This is a genomic window from Nocardia pseudobrasiliensis NBRC 108224, assembly GCF_001613105.1.
GTDB classification, from domain to species: Bacteria; Actinomycetota; Actinomycetes; order Mycobacteriales; family Mycobacteriaceae; genus Nocardia; species Nocardia pseudobrasiliensis.
Map to the genome: position 1 here is coordinate 1 of NZ_BDBS01000075.1, position 19,544 is coordinate 19,544.

Annotated in this window: 15 protein-coding genes; 8 read left to right on the plus strand and 7 right to left on the minus strand. The window is 67.0% G+C overall.

Annotated features, from left to right (window positions below):
* The 5 genes from NP4_RS38340 to NP4_RS38360 form a co-directional block, all read left to right on the plus strand.
* On the plus strand, window positions 1-3,520 hold a 3,520-nt coding region (locus NP4_RS38340), incomplete at its 5' end, for a multifunctional oxoglutarate decarboxylase/oxoglutarate dehydrogenase thiamine pyrophosphate-binding subunit/dihydrolipoyllysine-residue succinyltransferase subunit (RefSeq protein WP_068009205.1).
* A gap of 16 nt (window positions 3,521-3,536) precedes the next feature.
* Window positions 3,537-4,241, plus strand: a complete 705-nt coding sequence (locus NP4_RS38345) for an AAA family ATPase (RefSeq protein ID WP_068009258.1) — start codon at window positions 3,537-3,539, stop codon at window positions 4,239-4,241.
* Between the two features lie 77 nt (window positions 4,242-4,318).
* The gene (locus NP4_RS38350; protein ID WP_082876602.1) at window positions 4,319-5,206 is read left to right on the plus strand and encodes an esterase/lipase family protein; all 888 of its coding nucleotides are present in this window, start codon (window positions 4,319-4,321) and stop codon (window positions 5,204-5,206) included.
* A 137-nt stretch (window positions 5,207-5,343) separates the two neighbouring features.
* Entirely contained in the window at window positions 5,344-6,042 is a 699-nt protein-coding gene (locus NP4_RS38355) for a PadR family transcriptional regulator (RefSeq protein WP_068009210.1), read from the plus strand.
* Window positions 6,043-6,098: 56 nt separating this feature from the next.
* Window positions 6,099-7,577 carry a DHA2 family efflux MFS transporter permease subunit gene (locus NP4_RS38360; protein WP_068009212.1) on the plus strand — a complete coding sequence of 493 codons (1,479 nt, stop codon included), beginning with the start codon at window positions 6,099-6,101 and terminating at the stop codon, window positions 7,575-7,577.
* Window positions 7,578-7,622: 45 nt separating this feature from the next.
* Here NP4_RS38360 and NP4_RS38365 read toward each other — a convergent pair whose 3' ends face one another.
* Window positions 7,623-9,173: a molybdopterin-dependent oxidoreductase gene (locus NP4_RS38365; protein ID WP_068009215.1), complete on the minus strand. Its 1,551-nt coding sequence runs from the start codon at window positions 9,171-9,173 to the stop codon at window positions 7,623-7,625.
* Between the two features lie 188 nt (window positions 9,174-9,361).
* On the opposite strand from NP4_RS38365, the gene NP4_RS38370 reads away from it, so the two are divergent.
* Window positions 9,362-10,537, plus strand: coding sequence for a S1C family serine protease (locus NP4_RS38370; protein ID WP_114755433.1), 1,176 nt, complete (start codon window positions 9,362-9,364; stop codon window positions 10,535-10,537).
* On the opposite strand, the gene NP4_RS38375 is transcribed toward NP4_RS38370, so the two are convergent.
* The 5 genes from NP4_RS38375 to NP4_RS38395 form a co-directional block, all read right to left on the minus strand.
* Window positions 10,538-11,350, minus strand: coding sequence for an alpha/beta fold hydrolase (locus tag NP4_RS38375; RefSeq protein WP_068009260.1), 813 nt, complete (start codon window positions 11,348-11,350; stop codon window positions 10,538-10,540).
* A 116-nt stretch (window positions 11,351-11,466) separates the two neighbouring features.
* A complete protein-coding gene (locus NP4_RS38380) occupies window positions 11,467-13,257 on the minus strand; it encodes an AMP-dependent synthetase/ligase (RefSeq protein ID WP_068009218.1) in 1,791 nt (596 codons plus the stop codon).
* 113 nt (window positions 13,258-13,370) lie between these two features.
* Window positions 13,371-14,285 carry an alpha/beta hydrolase fold domain-containing protein gene (locus NP4_RS38385; protein ID WP_068009221.1) on the minus strand — a complete coding sequence of 305 codons (915 nt, stop codon included), beginning with the start codon at window positions 14,283-14,285 and terminating at the stop codon, window positions 13,371-13,373.
* Window positions 14,285-15,115, minus strand: a complete 831-nt coding sequence (locus NP4_RS38390; protein ID WP_068009223.1) for an SDR family NAD(P)-dependent oxidoreductase — start codon at window positions 15,113-15,115, stop codon at window positions 14,285-14,287. The genes NP4_RS38385 and NP4_RS38390 overlap by 1 nt, the downstream gene beginning before the upstream one ends.
* On the minus strand, window positions 15,112-16,671 hold the full coding sequence (locus NP4_RS38395; protein ID WP_068009226.1) for a flavin-containing monooxygenase: 1,560 nt from the start codon (window positions 16,669-16,671) through the stop codon (window positions 15,112-15,114). The genes NP4_RS38390 and NP4_RS38395 overlap by 4 nt, the downstream gene beginning before the upstream one ends.
* A gap of 68 nt (window positions 16,672-16,739) precedes the next feature.
* Here NP4_RS38395 and NP4_RS38400 point away from each other — a divergent pair, with 68 nt between their 5' ends.
* A complete protein-coding gene (locus NP4_RS38400) occupies window positions 16,740-17,369 on the plus strand; it encodes a TetR/AcrR family transcriptional regulator (RefSeq protein WP_068009228.1) in 630 nt (209 codons plus the stop codon).
* 58 nt (window positions 17,370-17,427) lie between these two features.
* On the opposite strand, the gene NP4_RS38405 is transcribed toward NP4_RS38400, so the two are convergent.
* Entirely contained in the window at window positions 17,428-18,402 is a 975-nt protein-coding gene (locus tag NP4_RS38405; RefSeq protein ID WP_068009230.1) for a glycine betaine ABC transporter substrate-binding protein, read from the minus strand.
* A 242-nt stretch (window positions 18,403-18,644) separates the two neighbouring features.
* Between NP4_RS38405 and NP4_RS38410 the strand changes: the two genes are divergently transcribed.
* Window positions 18,645-19,541 (plus strand): ABC transporter substrate-binding protein, encoded by an 897-nt coding sequence (locus tag NP4_RS38410; protein WP_068009264.1) that lies wholly within the window; start codon window positions 18,645-18,647, stop codon window positions 19,539-19,541.
* Window positions 19,542-19,544: the final 3 nt, after the last annotated feature.

The window sequence follows — 19,544 nt, forward strand, 5'->3', positions numbered from 1 at the left end:
CAAGGTGACCGCACCGGCCTCGGCCGCGGCCGCGCCCCCGCAGGCCCGCGCGCCGCAGACGACCCCGGCCCCGGCCTCCAACGCCACCCCCACCACGAGCGCCCCGAAGGTTCCCGTGCAGGCCGAGGACGAGTCCAAGGTGCTGCGCGGTCCGGCCGCGGCGATCGTGAAGAACATGTCGGCCTCGCTGACCATCCCGACCGCCACCAGCGTCCGGGCCATCCCGGCCAAGCTGATGATCGACAACCGGCTGGTCATCAACAACCACCTGGCCCGCACCCGCGGCGGCAAGATCTCGTTCACCCACCTGCTGGGCTACGCGATCGTGCAGGCGGTCAAGTCCTTCCCGAATATGAACCGGCACTTCGCCGAGGTGGACGGCAAGCCGAACGCGGTCACGCCCGCGCACACCAACCTCGGTCTGGCCATCGACCTACCCGGTAAGGACGGCAACCGCACGCTGGTCGTCGCCGCCATCAAGAACACCGAGTCGATGAGCTTCGCACAGTTCCACAGCGCCTACGAGGACATCGTCCGGCGCGCCCGCGACGGCAAGCTCACCACCGACGACTTCACCGGCGTCACGATCTCGCTGACCAACCCGGGCACTATCGGCACCAACCATTCGGTGCCGCGCCTGATGCCGGGCCAGGGCGCGATCATCGGCGCGGGCGCGATGGAGTATCCGGCCGAGTTCCAGGGCATGAGCGATGCGCAGCTGGCCGAGATCGGCATCGGCAAGCTGATGACGCTGACCTCGACCTACGATCACCGCATCATCCAGGGCGCGGAGTCCGGCGACTTCCTGCGCACCATCCACCAGCTGCTGATCTCCGATGAGTTCTTCGACGAGATCTTCCACGGTATGGGCGTGCCCTACGAGCCGGTGCGCTGGCGCAAGGACATCAAGGAACGCAACGTCGACAAGAGCGTTCGCGTCCAGGAGCTCATCGCCGCCTACCGCAACCGCGGTCACCTGATGGCCGACACCGATCCGCTGCGGCTGGTCAAGGACAAGTTCCGCAGCCACCCGGACCTCGATGTCACCCAGCACGGCCTGACCCTGTGGGATCTGGACCGCGAATTCAACGTCGCGGGCTTCCACGGCCAGGAGCGCATGAAACTGCGCGATGTGCTGTCGATCCTGCGCGACGCGTACTGCCGCCACGTCGGCGTGGAGTACACCCACATCCTGGAAACCGAACAGCTGCAGTGGATTCAGGAGCGGGTCGAGCAGAAGCACGCCAAGCCGACCGTCGCCCAGCAGAAGTACATCCTGTCCCGGCTGAACGCGGCCGAGGCGTTCGAGACCTTCCTGCAGACGAAATACGTGGGCCAGAAGCGCTTCTCGCTCGAGGGCGCCGAGACCACCATCCCCATGATGGACGCCGTCATCGATCAGTGCGCCGAGCACGGCCTCGACGAGGTCGTCATCGGTATGCCGCACCGCGGCCGCCTGAACGTGCTGGCCAATATCGTCGGCAAGCCCTACTCGCAGATCTTCACCGAGTTCGAGGGCAATATGAACCCGGCCGCCACGCACGGCTCGGGCGATGTGAAGTACCACCTCGGCGCGCACGGCACCTACATCCAGATGTTCGGTGACAACGACATCGAGGTCTCGCTGACGGCCAACCCGTCGCATCTCGAGGCCGTCGATCCGGTGCTGGAGGGTCTGGTCCGCGCCAAGCAGGATCTGCTCACCAAGGAAGACCTGGTCACCAAGGGCGAAGAGGCGCGCACCTTCTCGGTCGTGCCGCTGATGCTGCACGGTGACGCGGCCTTCGCCGGTCAGGGTGTGGTCGCCGAGACGCTGAACCTGTCGGGTCTGCGCGGCTACCGCGTGGGTGGCACCGTGCACATCGTGGTGAACAACCAGATCGGGTTCACCACCGCGCCGGAGAACAGCCGTTCCACCGAGTACTCCACCGATATCGCCAAGTTCATCGGCGCGCCGATCTTCCACGTGAACGGCGACGACCCAGAGGCCTGCGACTGGGTGTCGCGTCTGGCCGTCGACTTCCGCCAGAAGTTCCGCAAGGACGTCGTCATCGATCTGATCTGCTACCGGCGTCGCGGCCACAACGAGGGCGACGACCCGTCGATGACCCAGCCGTACATGTACGACGTCATCGACACCAAGCGCAGCGTGCGCAAGGCCTACACCGAGGCCCTGATCGGCCGCGGTGACATCTCCATGAAGGAGGCCGAGGACGCGCTGCGCGACTACCAGGGCCAGTTGGAGCGGGTCTTCAACGAGGTGCGCGAGCTGGAGAAGTACAAGCCGTCGCCGAGCCCGTCGGTCGAGATGGAGCAGACGGTTCCGACCACGATCATCACGGCCGTGGACAAGTCGGTGCTGCAGCGCATCGGCGACGCGTTCCTCGATGTGCCCGAGGACTTCACGGTGCATCCGCGCGTGAAGCCGGTGCTCGAGCGTCGCCGCGAAATGTCCTACGAGGGCAAGGTCGACTGGGCCTTCGCGGAGCTGCTGGCCTTCGGCACGCTGATCGATGAGGGTCGCGCGGTGCGCCTGACCGGTCAGGACTCCCGGCGCGGCACCTTCACCCAGCGCCACGCCGTGGTCATCGACCGCAAGACCGGCGCGGAGTACACCCCGCTGCACAACATCGGCTCGAAGAATCCGGGCTGGTTCGCGGTGCACGATTCGGCGCTGAGCGAATTCGCCGCTGTCGGTTTCGAATACGGCTACTCGCTGGGCAACCCGGACGCGCTCGTGCTGTGGGAGGCCCAGTTCGGTGACTTCGTCAACGGCGCGCAGTCGATCATCGACGAGTTCATCTCCTCCGGTGAGGCCAAGTGGGGTCAGCTGTCGGAGGTCGTGCTGCTGCTGCCACACGGCCACGAGGGCCAGGGTCCCGACCACACCTCGGGCCGGATCGAGCGCTTCCTGCAGCTGTGCGCGGAGGGTTCGATGACGGTGGCGGTTCCGTCCACCCCGTCGAACTACTTCCACCTGCTGCGCCGCCACGTGCTCGACGGCATCCGCCGCCCGCTGATCGTCTTCACCCCGAAGTCGATGCTGCGCAACAAGGCCGTGGTCTCCAATATCGAGGACTTCACCGACAACAAGTTCCGTTCGGTGCTCGAGGAGCCGACCTACGAGACCGGCGACGGCGACCGCAACAAGGTCAAGCGGATCCTGCTGACCTCGGGCAAGCTCTACTACGAGCTGGCCGCGGAGAAGGCCAAGAAGAACCGTGACGATGTGGCGATCATCCGCATCGAGCAGCTCTACCCGATCCCGTCCTACCGCCTGAACGAGAAGCTGGCGACCTACCCCAACGCCACCGATCTCGTCTGGGTCCAGGAGGAGCCGGCCAATCAGGGCGCCTGGCCGTTCTTCGGCCTGAACCTCCCGGAGATCCTGCCGGAGCGGTTCAACAAGCTGCGTCGTATCTCGCGCCGCGCCATGTCGGCCCCGTCCTCGGGTTCGAGCAAGGTGCACGCTGTGGAGCAGCAGGAGATCATCGAAGAGGCGTTCGCTCCGACCGCGTGACGGTTTGAACAAGTCTCTGCTACTGCGCCGGGTCGAATTCGCTCCCTCCGAGCGGTTCGACCCGGCGTCGTGGTATCTGGACGTCCCCGCCATCGCCGAAATCCGTTCCGACGGACTGGTATTCGACAAGCCCGTCACGATTCTGGTGGGCGAGAACGGGATCGGTAAGTCGACGCTGGTCGAGGCGATCGCAGACAGTTGGATGGCGACGATGCGTGGGGCCGATCGGCTCTGGGCTCCGGGCGGCACATCCGGGGACAGCGATCTGGGGGATCATCTGCGCTGCGACGGGGTCTATCCGCGGCCGACCAATGGCGGTTTTCTGCGCGCGGAGGCGATGAACACCCTGTTCGAGCGGGCCGACGCCATGCGGGTGCGCGAAACCGATCAGGTGTGGAACAACCTGTCCCACGGTCAGTCGTTTCTGCACTACATCGCCGATCGCCCGGTGGGACAGGGGCTGTGGCTGCTCGACGAGCCTGAGGCGGCGCTGTCGTTCCAATCCTGTCTGGCGCTGGTCGGGGTGCTGAAGGATCTGGCGGCCGAGGGTTCGCAGGTCATCATGGCCACCCACTCCCCCATTCTGGCCGCCTGCCCCGACGCGGAGATCCTCGAACTCACCGCCGACGGCATCGAATACCGCGAATGGGCCCAGCTGGAGATGGTCGGCAACTGGCGCAGATTCCTCGACGCGCCCGAGGCCTATCTGCGGCATTTGTGAACAACTGTTGTCAAGCTGGACCTGAATTGTGGTTCACCCCATAGCCGATCCGGCCGACCGTGATGCATAGTGCCGTCATGCGCCGGATCCTTGTTCGAACGTGTCTGACCATCGCATTTCTGCTCGTGGGCGGCACGGGCCTGGCGACCAGCGTGGTCGCCGACACCGGATCGGCCGACGTCGACCTGGTTCCGCCGCCGCCCGGCGCGAACAACTGGTCGTGCCGCCCGAGCGCGGCGCACCCGCGGCCGGTGGTCCTGCTGCACGGCACCTTCGAGAATCGCCTGCAGAACTGGGCGGCCCTGTCGCCCGCCCTGGCCGATGCGGGCTACTGCGTCTTCGCACTCGACTACGGAAAGAGCGCGGGCGGTTGGCTGTCCGGCATCGGGCCGATGATCCCCTCGGCGCACGAGATCGCCGATTTCGTCGATCGCGTACTGGCGGCGACCGGCGCGCCGCAGGTCGATATCGTCGGCCATTCCCAGGGCGGCATGCTGCCGCGCTACTACATGAAGGAATTGGGCGGCGCGGACAAGGTGCACACCCTCGTCGGATTGGCCCCCAACAATCGCGGAACGACCTGGGGCCTCATCGGTTTGCCCCTCACCGCGGTCCCGCCGATCACCGACGCGCTGTGCCCGGCCTGCCTCGAGGAACACGCCGATTCGGCCTTCATCCGCGAGCTCAACAGCGGCCCGATGACGCTGCCGCAGGTGCGCTACACCGTGATCCGTTCCGACTACGACGAATTCGCCACCCCGCACAGCACGTCGTTCCTCCCGCCCGGCCCCAATGTCACCAATATCCTGCTGCAGGACGTCTGCCCGCGAGACTTCTCCGAGCACATGCTGATCAGCGCCGATCCGATCGCCATCCGCCTCACCCTCAACGCCCTCGACCCCGAGCGCCCGGTGACCCCGGTCTGCCCGGCCGTGCAGGTGGGTTCGGCGGGTGGATGGCGGTAACCGCCGCATTGTGACGACCGCGACCGTCCCTTGCCGATCCACTGTTCCACCTCGTATATTCGGCGTGGAATATTTGAGACGGAGGATGTCGGCGCCCCGGCCTAGGGTCGGGTGACGACGAAGGGAGTACGGTCGCGATGAGCAAGCAGTCGAGTGCGATGCTGACGCCGTTGGCGATGGCGGTACTCGCGCTGCTGGAGGAACGACCGATGCATCCGTACGAGATGTATCAGACGCTGCTGCAACGCCGGGAAGACTATCTGGTCAAAATCCGGCCCGGCTCGCTGTATCACACGGTGACGCGGCTGGCCGAACAGGGCATGGTGCACGCCGAGGGCACCGATCGCGCCGGGAATCGTCCCGAGCGCACTATTTATCGAATCAACGCGTCGGGTTCCACCGCGCTGCGCGCCCGGGTGGCCGAGATCATCCGCCGTCCCCTGCGTGAATTCCCGATCTTCCCGCTCGCCATGTCCGAGTCGCACAATCTGCCCGCGGACGAGGTCATTCGTTTGTTGAACGAGCGTATCGGCTGGCTCGACAACGATCTGACCGAAATCGAGGCCCTGCACACCTGGCTCACCACCAACCAGGTGCCGCGCCGGTACTGGATGGTGATCGAGTATCTGCGCGGCCAGGCCGAGGCCGAACGAAACTGGCTGCGCGGCGTGGTTACCGAACTCTCCGAAGGCACTCTGACCTGGGAGAAATACGATTCCGAAGGACTTCGGATCGCCGATGACACCGCCCCGCTCGGCCCCGACTGGGGCGCCGCGGTGACCGCGGACGCACTCGCCGAAATCAGGAAGGGCGGTGCGTCTCCTACCGATCAGTGACGCCCGACGACTTTCATCGATCCGCGCCGATCGATACCCCGATAGGACGAAAACGCATGACAACCCAACGTAATCCCTGGCTGGCGCTGTACGCGCTGGTCGTCGGATTCTTCATGATCCTGCTGGATATGACCATCGTCGCGGTGGCCAATCCGAAGATCCTGGCCGATCTGCACACCGATATCAACAAGGTCATCTGGGTGACCAGCGCCTACCTGCTGACCTACGCGGTCCCGCTGCTGGTGACCGGACGGCTCGGAGATCGCTTCGGCCCCAAGAACGTCTACCTCACGGGCCTGGCGGTGTTCACCCTCGCCTCGCTGTGGTGCGGTATGTCCGGCTCGATCGAGATGCTGATCGCCGCTCGCGCGGTGCAGGGTCTCGGCGCGGCGCTGATGACCCCGCAGACCATGGCCGTGATCACCCGCACCTTCCCGCCGGACAAGCGCGGCGCGGCCATGGGCATGTGGGGCGGTGTGGCCGGGCTGGCGACGCTGGTCGGCCCGCTGCTGGGCGGTGTCCTCGTGGACAAGCTGGGCTGGAACTGGATCTTCTACATCAATGTGCCGATCGGCGTGGTGGCGTTCGCGCTGGCCGTATGGCTGGTGCCCGCGCTCGAGACCCGCGAGCACAAATTCGATCTGGTGGGCGTGGCGCTCAGCGCGGTCGGAATGTTCCTGCTGGTCTTCGGAATTCAGGAGGGCAAGACCCGCGACTGGGACGGCGTCATCTGGGCGATGATCATCGCCGGTCTGGTGGTGCTGGCACTGTTCGTGGTCAATCAGGCCCGCAACACCGGCGAGCCGCTGGTGCCGCTGAGCCTGTTCCGCGACCGCAACTTCGCGCTGTCGAGCCTGGCCATCGCGGCCATGGGCGCGGCGACGGCCTCGCTGATGGTGCCGGGCTACTTCTATCTGCAGACGGTGCGCGACTATTCGCCGACCACCTCGGCGCTGGTCTTCGCGCCGATGGCGATCGTCACCGGATTCGCCGCGCCGATCGCGGGCAAGATCTCCGACCGGTTGCCGCCGCGCGTGCTGCCGACCATCGGCTTCGTCCTGTTCTCGGTGTCGATCTTCTGGTTCGTCTCGCTGATGACGCCGGACAGCTCGATTCCGGTATTCATGGTCGCGGCGGCGCTGGGTGGTCTGGCCAACGCCGGAATCTGGGGCCCGTTGGCCTCCACCGCGACTCGCAATCTGCCGATGCATCAGGCCGGTGCGGGTGCGGGTGTGTACAACACCACCCGGCAGGTCGGCTCGGTCCTCGGTAGCGCGGCGATCAGCGCGCTGCTGGCAGCGCGCATGTCGGCCCAGGGCCTGGGCGAGGCGCCCGCGGGTGAGGGCGGCGCGGGTATGGGCCACATTCCGGCGCAGGTGCTGGACAAGCTCAGTACGGCCCTGGCCCAGTCGACCCTGCTGCCCGCCGGGGTGCTGCTGATCGGCGCGGTCGCCTCGGTGCTGTTCGTCGGTTCGCGGGCCGCCAAGCCGTCCGACGCCGCCGGCGAGCGGGTGCCGGTGGACGTCGGTCACTGATCCGAAGCCTCGACGGCCCGGTTTCCCCACGGGGAAGCCGGGCCGTTATGCGACCCGCACCCGGATCGACGGATAGCCGGTCGCCCCATCGGGAATCACATCGGCGAACTCCGCGGTCTGCGGGCGGCCGGTCTCGTCGGTGGCCCGGGCTCGGATGGTGTGCTGGCCGGGCGCGGCGTCCCAGTCGTAGGCCCACTGCCGCCAGGTGTCGAGTGAGGGTTCGGCCGCTAGGCGCGCGGGTTGCCAAGGGCCGCTGTCGATCTGGACCTCCACGGCGGTGATGCCGCGATGCTGGGCCCAGGCCACCCCGGCGACGGTGACCTTTCCGGCCCGCAGATTCTTGCCCTCGCCGGGGGTGTCGATGCGGGTGCCGGTCTTGATCGGTCCGCGCTCGGACCAGCCGCGCTTGGTCCAATACGCCTGCGCCCGATCGAATCTGGTGATCTCCAGCTCGGTGACCCACTTCGTCGCCGACACATAGCCGTACAGCCCGGGCACCACCAGCCGGGCGGGATAACCGTGTTCGACCGGCAGCGGTTCGCCGTTCATTCCGACGGCCAGCAGGGCATCGCGGCCGTCGGTCAGGGCGACCAGCGGACTGCCCGCGGTGAACCCGTCGAAACTGCGCGACAGCACCATATCGGCATCCGGATGCGGACCCGCCTCGGCGATCAGATCGGCCAGCCGATATCCCAGCCAGCGCGCGTTGCCGATCAGATCCCCGCCCACCGGATTCGAGACGCAGGTCAGGGTCACCACCCGCTCCACGGCCGGACGCGACGCGAGATCGGCGTAGTTCAACCGGATTTCGCGATCCACCATGCCGTGGATGCGCAGCGACCAGCTGTCGGTGCTGACCTGCGGCACGATCAGCGCGGTGTCGATGCGATAGAAGTCGCTGTTGGCGGTGAGATACGGTGCCAGTCCCGGAATTCGCAGATCGGCCGCGGGATCGATCGGCGGCGCCGGCGAATTCGGGACCGGCAGCCGGATCGCGGCCCGTTCGGGCGCGACATTGCGCGAATTCACCCCGATCACCCGCCCGGCCACACCCGACACCGCGGCGAGCGCCCCGATCCCGACCAGCCCGCGGATCAGCCGCCGACGATCGACCGTCTCCGCCGCGGTGGAATCGACCGCGCCCGAAGGACTTTCGCCGACCGAATCCCGCTGCCCCGCCTCGATCCGGCGAATCGACCAGCGCAGCGCCGCGATGCCCGCACCGGCCCCGATCACCGACGGCAGCACCCACGTCCACGAGGCCCCGGGCCGCCCCGCCGCGGCCGCGGCGGCCACCACGCCGAACACCGCGAACAGCGCCGATCCCAGCGGCCGTCGACCCCGCTCGACAACTCCGGCCAGCCCGGCGACGACCACCGCCACCACACCCATGAGTACGAACAGCACCAGCTTGTCGTTGGTCGCGAAGGTATCGATCGCCCACTCGCGCACCGCGTCCGGCGTGCGATCCACCACCGTCGAACCCACCGCCGCCAGCGGTGCGCTGCCGCCGCCGATCGGTGCGGCCACCAGTTCGGCGACGCCCACCACCAGCGCCCCCGCGACAATCCCACAGGCCACCCGCGATCCGGTCATAGCGCGAGCGTACTTCCGCGAAACCCGTCCGGACCCCCGCCGCGGGCCACTCGTGTCGGTCCGTCACAGATTCGTCAGAACCCGCCTGTGGCCTCGGGCACGTAGGCGTTCGCACTGGAACTACCCAGCCGCTTCTCAGGTAGCGGGCGCTTAATGGAAAAGAACGATTTGCGTAGCCAGAGGACGTGATGACCGTGTATCCGAATCAGGGTGAGTGGCCCAGACAGCCTTCGGGTCCGTACGGTGCGCCGCCTCCGCCGCCGCGCGCACCACGCCACGGTCTGAGCTTCACCATGGTCACCGTGATCGTGCTGGCCTTGGCGGTCACGGTCGGACTGGTGGCCTCCCGGTTCACCTCGCACGGCCTCGCGCCGCAGGGCCCGCTCGCGCAAACTCCGAACAGCGCCATGCGGCAGATCGACAATCAGAGCGCCCCGGCCGATCTCACCGCCGCGGTCAACCAGGTGCTGCCGGGTATCGTGCTGGTCAACACCCAGCTCGGCCTGCAGAACGGCGAGGGCGCGGGCACCGGCATCGTGCTCACCTCCGACGGCGATGTGCTGACCAACAACCATGTGGTGGAGGGCGCGACCAAGATCGCGGTCACCAATGTCGGCAACGGCAAGACCTATCCGGCGAGCGTGGTCGGCTACGACCGGCAGGACGATCTGGCGGTCATCCATCTCAGCGGCGCGTCCGGATTGGCGACGGCGCCGCTCGGCGATTCCGACAAGGCCAAGGTCGGCGACGCGATCGTGGGCCTGGGCAATGCGGGCGGCACCGGCAGCCCGACACCCGCCCCGGGCCGCATCACCGCCCTGAACCGCTCCATCACCGCCAGCGACGAATCCGCCGGCGCCTCCGAACAATTGACCGGCCTGATCCAGGTCGCGGCGAATATCCAGCCCGGCGATTCCGGCGGCCCGCTGATCAATGCCGCCGGACAGGTGATCGGGGTCGACACCGCGGCCTCGCAGGGCTTCCGAATGGGCGCCGGCGGCGGTGAGGGTTTCGCGATTCCGATCGATAAGGCCCTGCCGATCGCCAAGCAGATCCAGGCAAAGTCCGCCTCCGATCGCGTGCACATCGGCCCGACCGCCTTCCTCGGCGTCACGGTCGCCGATGCCAACGGCGCGGGCGCGGTGGTTCGCAATGTCGTACGCGGCGGGCCCGCCGATCAGATGGGTCTGGCCACCGGCATGGTGGTCACCCGCATCGACGATCACGCCGTCTACTCGGCGACCACCCTGGTCAACACGATGGATATGTACCACCCCGGCGACACCGTCACCCTCACGATCACCGATCGCACCGGCCGAAGCCAAACGGCGCAAACGCAACTCGCGCAGGGACCGGTCGGCTGATCAGGCGATCATCCGCAGGATCTCCGCCACGACGACCTCGGGCTCGCTGAACATCACCAGATGACCCGAACGCTCCGCCGCCACCCATCGGCCCCGACTCGAGGTGGCGGCGGTGTGACGGTGCGCGGTGATCAGCGCGTGCCGCTTTCCCCCGTCCAGCCGCGGAATTCGGGTTCCGGAGATGACGCTCAGCGGCAGCCCGTCCAGCCCGAGCGGCCGATCGCGCAGCTCGCGCAGGCCGTCGCCGAAGCAGTCCTGTTCGGCCAGCAGGGTTTTCGCGGCCCGCACGGTGAAATCCTCGGCGCGATGGTCGGCGGCGATATCGGCGGGCTGCCCGCCGCCGAGCCCGGAGGCGAGGCGGCGATACAGCCCGGTGCGGGCGAGTGCGGGAATGAGCAACCGCGCCATCGCATCCCGTCTGCGCGCGCCCGCGCCGAAGTACTCCGCACAGTTCTCGTCGGACTGATCGACGAGCACCAATCCGTGGACGCGCCCGGGATCGAGTGCGGCGGCGACCCGCGCGATCGGCCCGCCCCAACTGTGCCCGACCAGGACGAACGGCCCGGATCCCAACGCGCGCAACAGCGTCGCGAGATCTCCGGCCAGCCGGGCCAGGGTGCGCGGCTGGGCGTCGTCGTCGCTGCGGCCGGTTCCGGCACGGTCGTAGACCACCGCCCGAACCCGTTGGGCCACAGTCGGATGCACCAGCCCCCAGGTCGAGCGCGAGAATCCCATCCCCGAGACGAATACGACGGTCGGCCCGCCCTCGCCCCGCGCCATGTAGTGCAGCCTGCGGCCATCGCCGGTGGTCACGAAATCACTTGTCCCGTAGCTGTGCACGGGCGCCCCCTCGTCATCGGATCCGTTCGCGAAACAAAGCGGCCCACCCTCCCGCTGGAGAGTGGGCCGCTCGTACCGTACCGGGACCGTCAGTTGTAGATGGCGGCCACGTCGGCGGCGTGATTCTTCATGACGACCGCGCGCTTGAGCGACAGCTTCGGCGTGAGCTCGCCGGTCTCCTGGGTCCAGTCGATCGGAAGAATGCGAATCTTCTTGATCTGCTCGGCATGTGAGACCAGCTTGTTGGTCTGCGCGACCGCCTCGTCGATCTCCGCGACCAGCTGCGAATTCTCGATCAGCTGCTCGATCGGCAGATCGGCGGGCAGGTTGTGCTGTTCCTTCCACTTCGGCAGCGCCTCGGGATCGAGGGTGATCAGCGCGCCGATGAAGGGCTGGCCGTCGCCGACGACCATGACCTGGCTGATCAGCGGGTTGGCGCGCAGCGCGTCCTCGAGCACGGCCGGGGAGACGTTCTTACCGCCCGCTGTGACGATGATCTCCTTCTTACGGCCGGTGATGGTGATGAAGCCCTCATCATCGATCGAGCCCAGATCGCCGGTCTTGAACCAGCCGTCCTCGAACGCCTCCGCGGTGGCGGTCTCGTTCTTCCAGTAGCCGCCGAATACGACGCCGCCACGCAGCAGCAGTTCGCCGTCCTCGGCCACCTTGGCCGAATGGCCGGGCAGCAGCGGGCCGACCGTGCCGATGCGAATCTTGCCGGGCGTATTCACCGAAATGGCCGCGGTGGTCTCGGTCAGGCCGTAGCCCTCGTAGATGATGACCCCGGCGCCGCGGAAGAAGTGGCCCAGCCGCGCGCCCAGCGGACCGCCGCCGGAGACCGCGGCGGTGCATTTACCGCCCATGGCCTCGCGCAGCTTGCTGTACACCAGCCGGTCGAAGATCGCGTGCTTGAGCTTGAGCACCAATCCGACCGAACCGTTCTGCACACCCTCGCTGTAGGCGACGGCCGTATCGGCGGCGAGCTCGAAGATCTTGCCCTTACCGCCCTCGTCGGCCTTGGCCTTGACGCCGTTGTAGACCTTCTCGAACACCCGCGGCACCGAGAGGATGAAGTCCGGCTTGTACTCGCCGAACTGCTGGACCAGCGTGGACCAGTCCGCGGTGTGCGCGACGGTCACGCCCGCGTCGAAGGCCGCGAGCGCGACCGCGCGAGCGAAGATGTGGGCCAGCGGCAGGAACAGCAGCGAGCGCTTGCCCGCCCGCAGGAACTGGTTCATCCGGTCGCGGTCGGCCGCCGATTCGGCGTACAGGTTCGCATGGGTGAGCATGACGCCCTTGGGGCGGCCGGTGGTGCCCGAGGTGTAGATCAGGGTCGCGGGCGAGGCGGACTTCACCTGGCCGCGACGCTCGGTCACCACCTGATCGTCGAGATCCTTACCGCGCGCGATCAGGGTCTCGACCGCACCGGTCGCGATCTCCAGGGTTTCGGTCAGCTCCTCGAGGCTGTCCTCGATATCGGCGATGGTCGCGCGATGTTCGGCCTTCTCGACGATCAGCAGTTTGGTACCGGAATCGTCGAGGATCCAGCGCGCCTGCTCGGCGGAGGAGCTGTCGTAGATGGCGACGGTACAACCGCCGGCGGCCCAGACCGCGAAGTCCAGGACCACCCACTCGTAGCGGGTGGCGGCCAGGATGCCGACGCGATCACCGAGTTCGATGCCGGAGGCGATCAGTCCCTTGGCCACCGCGGTGACGGTCGCGGCGAATTCGGTCGCCGTGACATCGGCCCAACCACCCTTGCCGTCCGGCTTGTTGAAGACCACCAGTCCGGGCGTGCGCTCGGCATGCCGGAAGGCGCCGTCGGACATGTTGGCGACCTCGGGAATGGTGTAAGTAGCCGGGACTTCCAACTCTCGCATCGGTGCGGTGCCCTTCCACGTGGATTACTCACCGGTAATGTACGCCAGCCTCCACGGCGCTGCCCGCCCGACCGCCCGGTCGGCATGTATTACGGGGCGACGCCGCGCGCCACCTATCCTATGGATCGCGTTTGCGCAGGTTGAAGCGACTCTTCCAGAAATGCGGCCAATTCGGTGACCGCCGCGGCCGCCGCCGGCACGAGTGCGGCCTGCGCCTGGGCGACATGCCACAGCCCCCGCGTGACCGAGAAGTGCGTGGGCACCTCGGCTTCGCGCAGCGCCGCGACCAGGCGAACGCACTGATCGTGCAGCCGCTCGGCGGCGTCGACCTGAACGTAAACCGGTGGCAGCCCGCGCAACTCACCCCGCAGCGGGGCGTAGCCGGGATCGCTGGCGTCCCCGTCGCCGAGGTAGGCCGCGGCGCACGCATCCGACCACGGCCGATTCGTCACCAGATCCCGGTAGCGGGAGTCACGGTCGGCCGGATCCGACCACGGCGCGATCAAACCCAGTGCGGCGGGCCGGGTTCCGTGCCGATCCCGCAGGCGCAGGGCCAGCGCCAGGGCCAACCCGCCGCCCGCCGAATCACCGCAGACCGCGATATCGGCGGCCCGCAACCCGGACGACACCAGCTCGAGGAATGCCGCCTCGGCATCATCGAGGGCCGCGGGATACGGATGTTCCGGCGCGAGTCGATAATCCAATGCGAACACCGGCCGCCCGAGCTCCCGCGCCAGATACGCCTCGAGGGAGCGGTGCGAGGCCAGCGATCCGGTCGCATAACCGCCGCCGTGCAGATAGAGCACCGCGCCGGGCTGGATGTCCGCGCCGACCGTGACCCGTTCGGCCGGGCGGCCACCCAGGCGCAGTCGCCGCACCCGGGTGTCGCGCGGCAGCAACTGCAACCGGGAGCCGATATCCAGCGCGAACCGCTGGGCCCGCCATGGCAGCCGATGATGCAGCGCGTAACGGAAGGCCAGATGCACCGCGACCCGGGTGACCGGGGGCGGCAGCGTGATACCGGGCATCAGGGCAGCAGTGGCCGCTGCACCAGCGCACCCACGCGCTGGTACCAGGATCCCGAAATGCGCACGGCCAGATCGAGAAGCTTTGCCTCCCAGCCGATCAGCACCCGGGCGTGGCCCTTGCGTACGGCCTCGGTGATGGTCTGCGCGGCCATCTCCGGGCTGTGCAGCGCCAACTGCTTGTCGAAGAACGAGGACATCTTCTGCCCGTCGATCCCCTCGGCATAGGTGGCATTGCGCGCCACCGCGGTCTTGATGCCGCCCGGATGCACGCAGGTCACCTTGACCGGCTGCTTGCGCGCGATCATCTCCTGGCGCAGCGATTCGGTGAAACCACGCACCGCGAATTTGGCGGCGTTGTAGGCGCTCTGGCCCGGGATTCCGAGAATGCCGAACAGGCTGGACACATTGACCACATGCCCGGCGCCGGATTCGATCAGATGCGGCAGAAACGCCTTGGTGCCGTTGACGACTCCCCAGAAATCGACATCCATGATGCGCTCGATGTCCTTGAACTGGGATTCGAGCACCTCGCCGTGGAATCCGATTCCGGCGTTGTTGTAGATCTGGTGCACCACGCCGAAATGCTTGTGCACGGCGTCGGCGTAGAGCAGCACCGCCTCGCGCTCGGCGACATTGAGCCGATCCGACTTCACCTGCGCGCCGAGACCCTCACAGCGCCGGACGGTTTCGGCCAGGCCGTCGGTATCGATATCGGACAGCGCGAGTTTCGCGCCGCGGCGGGCCAGATTCTCCGCCAGGGCACGACCGATGCCGGACCCGGCACCGGTGATCACGCAAACCTTGTCCGTGAAGTAAGCATCATTGCTCACTGTGCTGCCACCACTTTCGCGTCGTTCCCTGCGGGAGAAACAAACTTCTGGGGATCGTTTTTCGTTGTCGTGTCGTAGGCCGCCACGTCGAACTGCTCGAGCAGCTTACGGAAGCGGAAGGTGAAATCCGGCCACAGCGTGGTGTTGTTGCCGTGCTTGTCCAGATACCAGCTGGCGCAGCCGCCGGTGTTCCAGACGCTGCCGACCAGCTTGCCCTGCAGCTCGCGATTGAACTTGTCCTGCACATCCTTACGTACCTCGACCGTGCGCAGGTTCAACCGGTCGTAGGCGGCGATGGCGTCGGTGATGTAGTTGACCTGCGATTCGATCATGAACACCATCGATGTGTGGCCCAAGCCGACATTCGGGCCGAGCAGGAAGAACATATTGGGGTAATTGGCGATCGCCGAACCCTTGTAGCCCTGCTGGCCGGACTCGTCGAACACCTCGGCCAGCGTGCGCCCGTCGCGACCCGAAATCGTCTCGTACGCCGGGGAATCGGTGACGTGGAAGCCGGTGGCCACGATGAGAGCGTCGATCTCACGCTCGGCGCCGTCGGTGGTGACGATGGAGTTCGCCCGAATCTCGCGGATGCCGTCGGTGACGACGTCGACATTCTCGCGGCCCAGCGCCGGGTAGTACTCGTTGGAGATCAGCATGCGCTTACAGCCGATGCGGAAGTTCGGGGTGACCTTGCGGCGCAGTTCGGGATCGCGCACCTCGTAGGCCAGCTTCGCGCGGGCGATCGTCTCGAGCGCCAGCATGGCGGGCGGGAATTTGGCCAGGCCGACCACCTGCGATTCGCGCACGGCGTAGATCGCGGCCCGCGACAGGCGCTGCACGCCCGGCACGTATTTGAAGGCCAGCCGCTCCGGCAGCGTGTACGGCCGATCGACGCGCGGCAGCAGCCACGGCGCGGTGCGCTGATAGACGTCCAGATGCGCCACCTTCGGCGCGATCGAGGGCACGATCTGGATGGCCGAGGCGCCGGTGCCGATGACCGCGACCCGCTTGCCGGTCAGATCCGCGTCGTGATCCCAGCGCGCGGAGTGGAAGATCTCGCCCTCGAAGGTGTTGATGCCCTTGATATCCGGCAGATTCGGCTCGCACAGCGCGCCGATGGCCGAGACCAGGATGTCGGCGGTGAACGCGCCGCGGCTGGTCTGCACCTCCCACCGGGACTCGGCCTCGTTCCAGCGCGCGCCGGTCATCTCGCAGTCGAACAGATGCTTGTCGCGCACCCGGTAGCGATCGGCCACGTCCTGGATGTAGCGCTGAATCTCCGGCTGCTTGGAGAACGAGCGCGACCAACCCGGGTTGAGTGCGAAGGAGTAGGAGTACAGCTGCGACGGGACATCGCAGGCCGCGCCCGGATAGGTGTTGTCGCGCCAGGTGCCGCCGACGTCGCTGCCGCGCTCGATCACAAGGTAGTCGTCTCGACCCTGTTGACTGAGCCGGATCGCCATGCCCAGGCCGGAGAAACCGCTGCCCACGATCAGAATGTGCACGTGCCGGGCGGCGCGGTCGACAGCTTTGTCTGTAACCTTGCGACTCATGTAATCGAGCGTAGGGGCTTATTGAGCATCAGTCAACAGTATTGACTCGCGTTCAGTAAGATTGCCATGTGGCCGTCAGAAGCGTTGGAGAAAATGGGAAACGGGTACGCCTGAGCCCGGACGAACGCCGTCAGCAACTCATCACTCTCGGTGTCGAGATGCTGCGCGACCGCGCGCTCGAGGACATCTCTGTCGCGGAGATCGCCGCACAGGCCGGGATCTCCCGCGGCCTGCTGTTCCACTACTTCGCCTCGATCCAGGACTTCCAGCTGGCCATCCTGCAGCAGGCCAATCTGGAGCTGCTGACCCGCACGGCCCCCGATCCCAGTCTCGAACTGTTCGACATGCTGCGCGACGCCGTCCAGCGCTACGTCGACTACGTGAGCGCCAATCGCACGCCCTACACCGCGATCCTGCGCGGACCTAGCAGCGCCAGCCCCGAAATGGCCGCTCTCGCCGAGGATTCGCGCAATACGATCGTCGACCGCATCCTGAAGGTGGCCCCGGTCCCCGACGACGATCCCGATCACCCGCGGCTGCGCCTGGCGGTACGCGGCTGGATCGCCTTCGTGGAGGAGACCACGCTGAGCTGGCTGCGCAATGAGACGATCTCGCGCGAGCAGTTGATCGATATGCTGGTGGAATCGCTTCCGGCCCTTGCCCTGAGCCCCGCACTGACTGCCGCCCTGCGGCCCTGACGACTCGGTTCCATTGCAGCCGTTGCCATTCGAGCGCACATGGCTCGATGACCGAAACCTACAGCGAATGCGCGTCCAGCCAGCCGCGGGCCAATTCGGCGGATGAGGCGTGCTCATCGCGCAGGCGACGAATCAGATCGATCAGATCGGCGGTTGTCAGCTCACCCGCGACATAGTTGAGCTTCTTGATCTGCTGATCGGTGAGTGCGCCCTGGCGGTACAGCGGGACGATGTTCTGCGCGCGGAAGGCGTACTCGGGATCGGCCAGCAGGGTCAGCTCGTCGGCGCCACCGGGCAGCAGGGTCGCGGGCGCGGTGAACACCCCGGCCCGAACCTGACCGTCCCGCAGGGCGTTTCGCAATGCGGTATCGCTGGGATAGACGGTGTGCCCGGCGATATCGCAGTGGTAGATTGAGCGCAGCGGCTCGAGGACATCACGCTCCGGATCCGGCGAGCGGCGCAGCGGATCCAGTTCGCTGCCCGTGGCGATGCCCACCGTCAGCCCACCGCAGTGCGGCGCAACATCCTTCAGCGAGGCGAACTTCTCCGCCGCCTGCTCGCGCAGGGCGAAACTCGGCCGCAGATCGGTGCCGTCGTCGATATCGGAGATCGCCAGCCCCTCCGGCAGCGCACCGCTCAGCGCCTCGGCCACGCTCGCCGCGGGCGGCTTCGAGGTCTCGGCAGCGACGGCCTTGTCGGGCGCGATGCGGTCCGGCCGCCGGGCCGGTGAACCGGAATCCAGGGCGGTCAGCAGATCTCCGCTGTCATCGCCGACGAGGGTTACCGTACCGGCGTCCAGTGCGGCCAGATAATCTCCGCGCTGTCCCAGTCCCCGCTTCACCACCGTGTCCGCGCCGGTGCGGGCGAGCGCTCCGGCATAGATTTCGGCAATTAATTCGGATTGAGCGGAATTGCCCGCACCGACCGTGATCGGCCGTCGAGAATCGCCGTCGGAACAGGAAACGACCAGCATGGCGACCGTCGCGGCAAACAGTACGCGAATCCAGGTCCGCACCGACGCGGCCGATTTCATCCGGCGACACCCACTCCCGATAGATAGTAAGAACGACACCCGGCTGACAGTATGGACAGCCAGAAGGTGGCTACCCGACTCCGAATCGTAATCGGATCGATCGGATGGCCACCTCGCAGCGCCGGGACATCGGAAGGACAGTCTTGAAATCCACCATCACCACCCCTGCGCGGCGGCGCGGACTCCGCCCCGCCCTCACCGCCGCCCGACTGCTCGCCACCGCCGTCGCCCTCGCCGCCGCGATGGCGCTGTCGGCCTGTGGCGGCAACTCCAATCCGCTGTCGAGCGGCAACGGCAGCTGCAAGGGCGACAGCAATCAGCTGACCGTGGGCTCGGCGAACTTCCCGGAGTCGGAGACGGTTGCCGATGTATACGCGGAAGCCTTGCGCGCCAACGGCTTCACCGTCGACACCAAACTCAATATCGGCAGCCGCGAGGCGTATGTGCCCGCACTGCGCGAATGTTCGATCAGCCTGGTGCCGGACTACACCGGCAATCTGCTGCAGTACCTGGACAAGTCGGCCACCGCGACCGCCGGCGACGAGGTGACCGCCGCCCTGACCAAGGCGCTCGGCTCCGACCTCGCGGCCGGAAAGCCCGCTCCCGGTGAGGATTCCGATGCCGTAGTGGTCACCCGGGCCACCGCCGAGAAATGGAATCTGAAGTCCATCGCCGATCTGGCCGCGCATTCGGCCGAGGTGAGTTTCGGTGCGCCGGCGGAATTCTCGGAGCGCCCGGGCGGCCTGCCCGGCCTGAAGAAGAATTACGGCCTCGACATCGCCGCGGACAAGTTCGTGCGGATCGGCGACGGCGGCGGCCCGGCGACCGTGCGCGCCCTGACCTCCGGACAGGTGACCGCGGCCGATATCTTCACCACCTCACCGGCCATCAAGCAGAACGATCTGGTCGTGCTGGCCGATCCCAAGCACAACTTCGCCGCGCAGAACGTGGTGCCGATCCTCAATGCCAAGAAGAAGTCCGAGAAGGCGTTGCGGGTGCTCGACGCGGTATCGGCGAAATTGACCACGTCCGAACTGATTTCGCTCAATGAGGCGGTCTCCGGATCCGCCAAGACCGAACCCGCCGCCGCCGCCAAGTCGTGGGTGCAGGCCCAGGGGCTGGACAAGCCGATCGGATAGGAG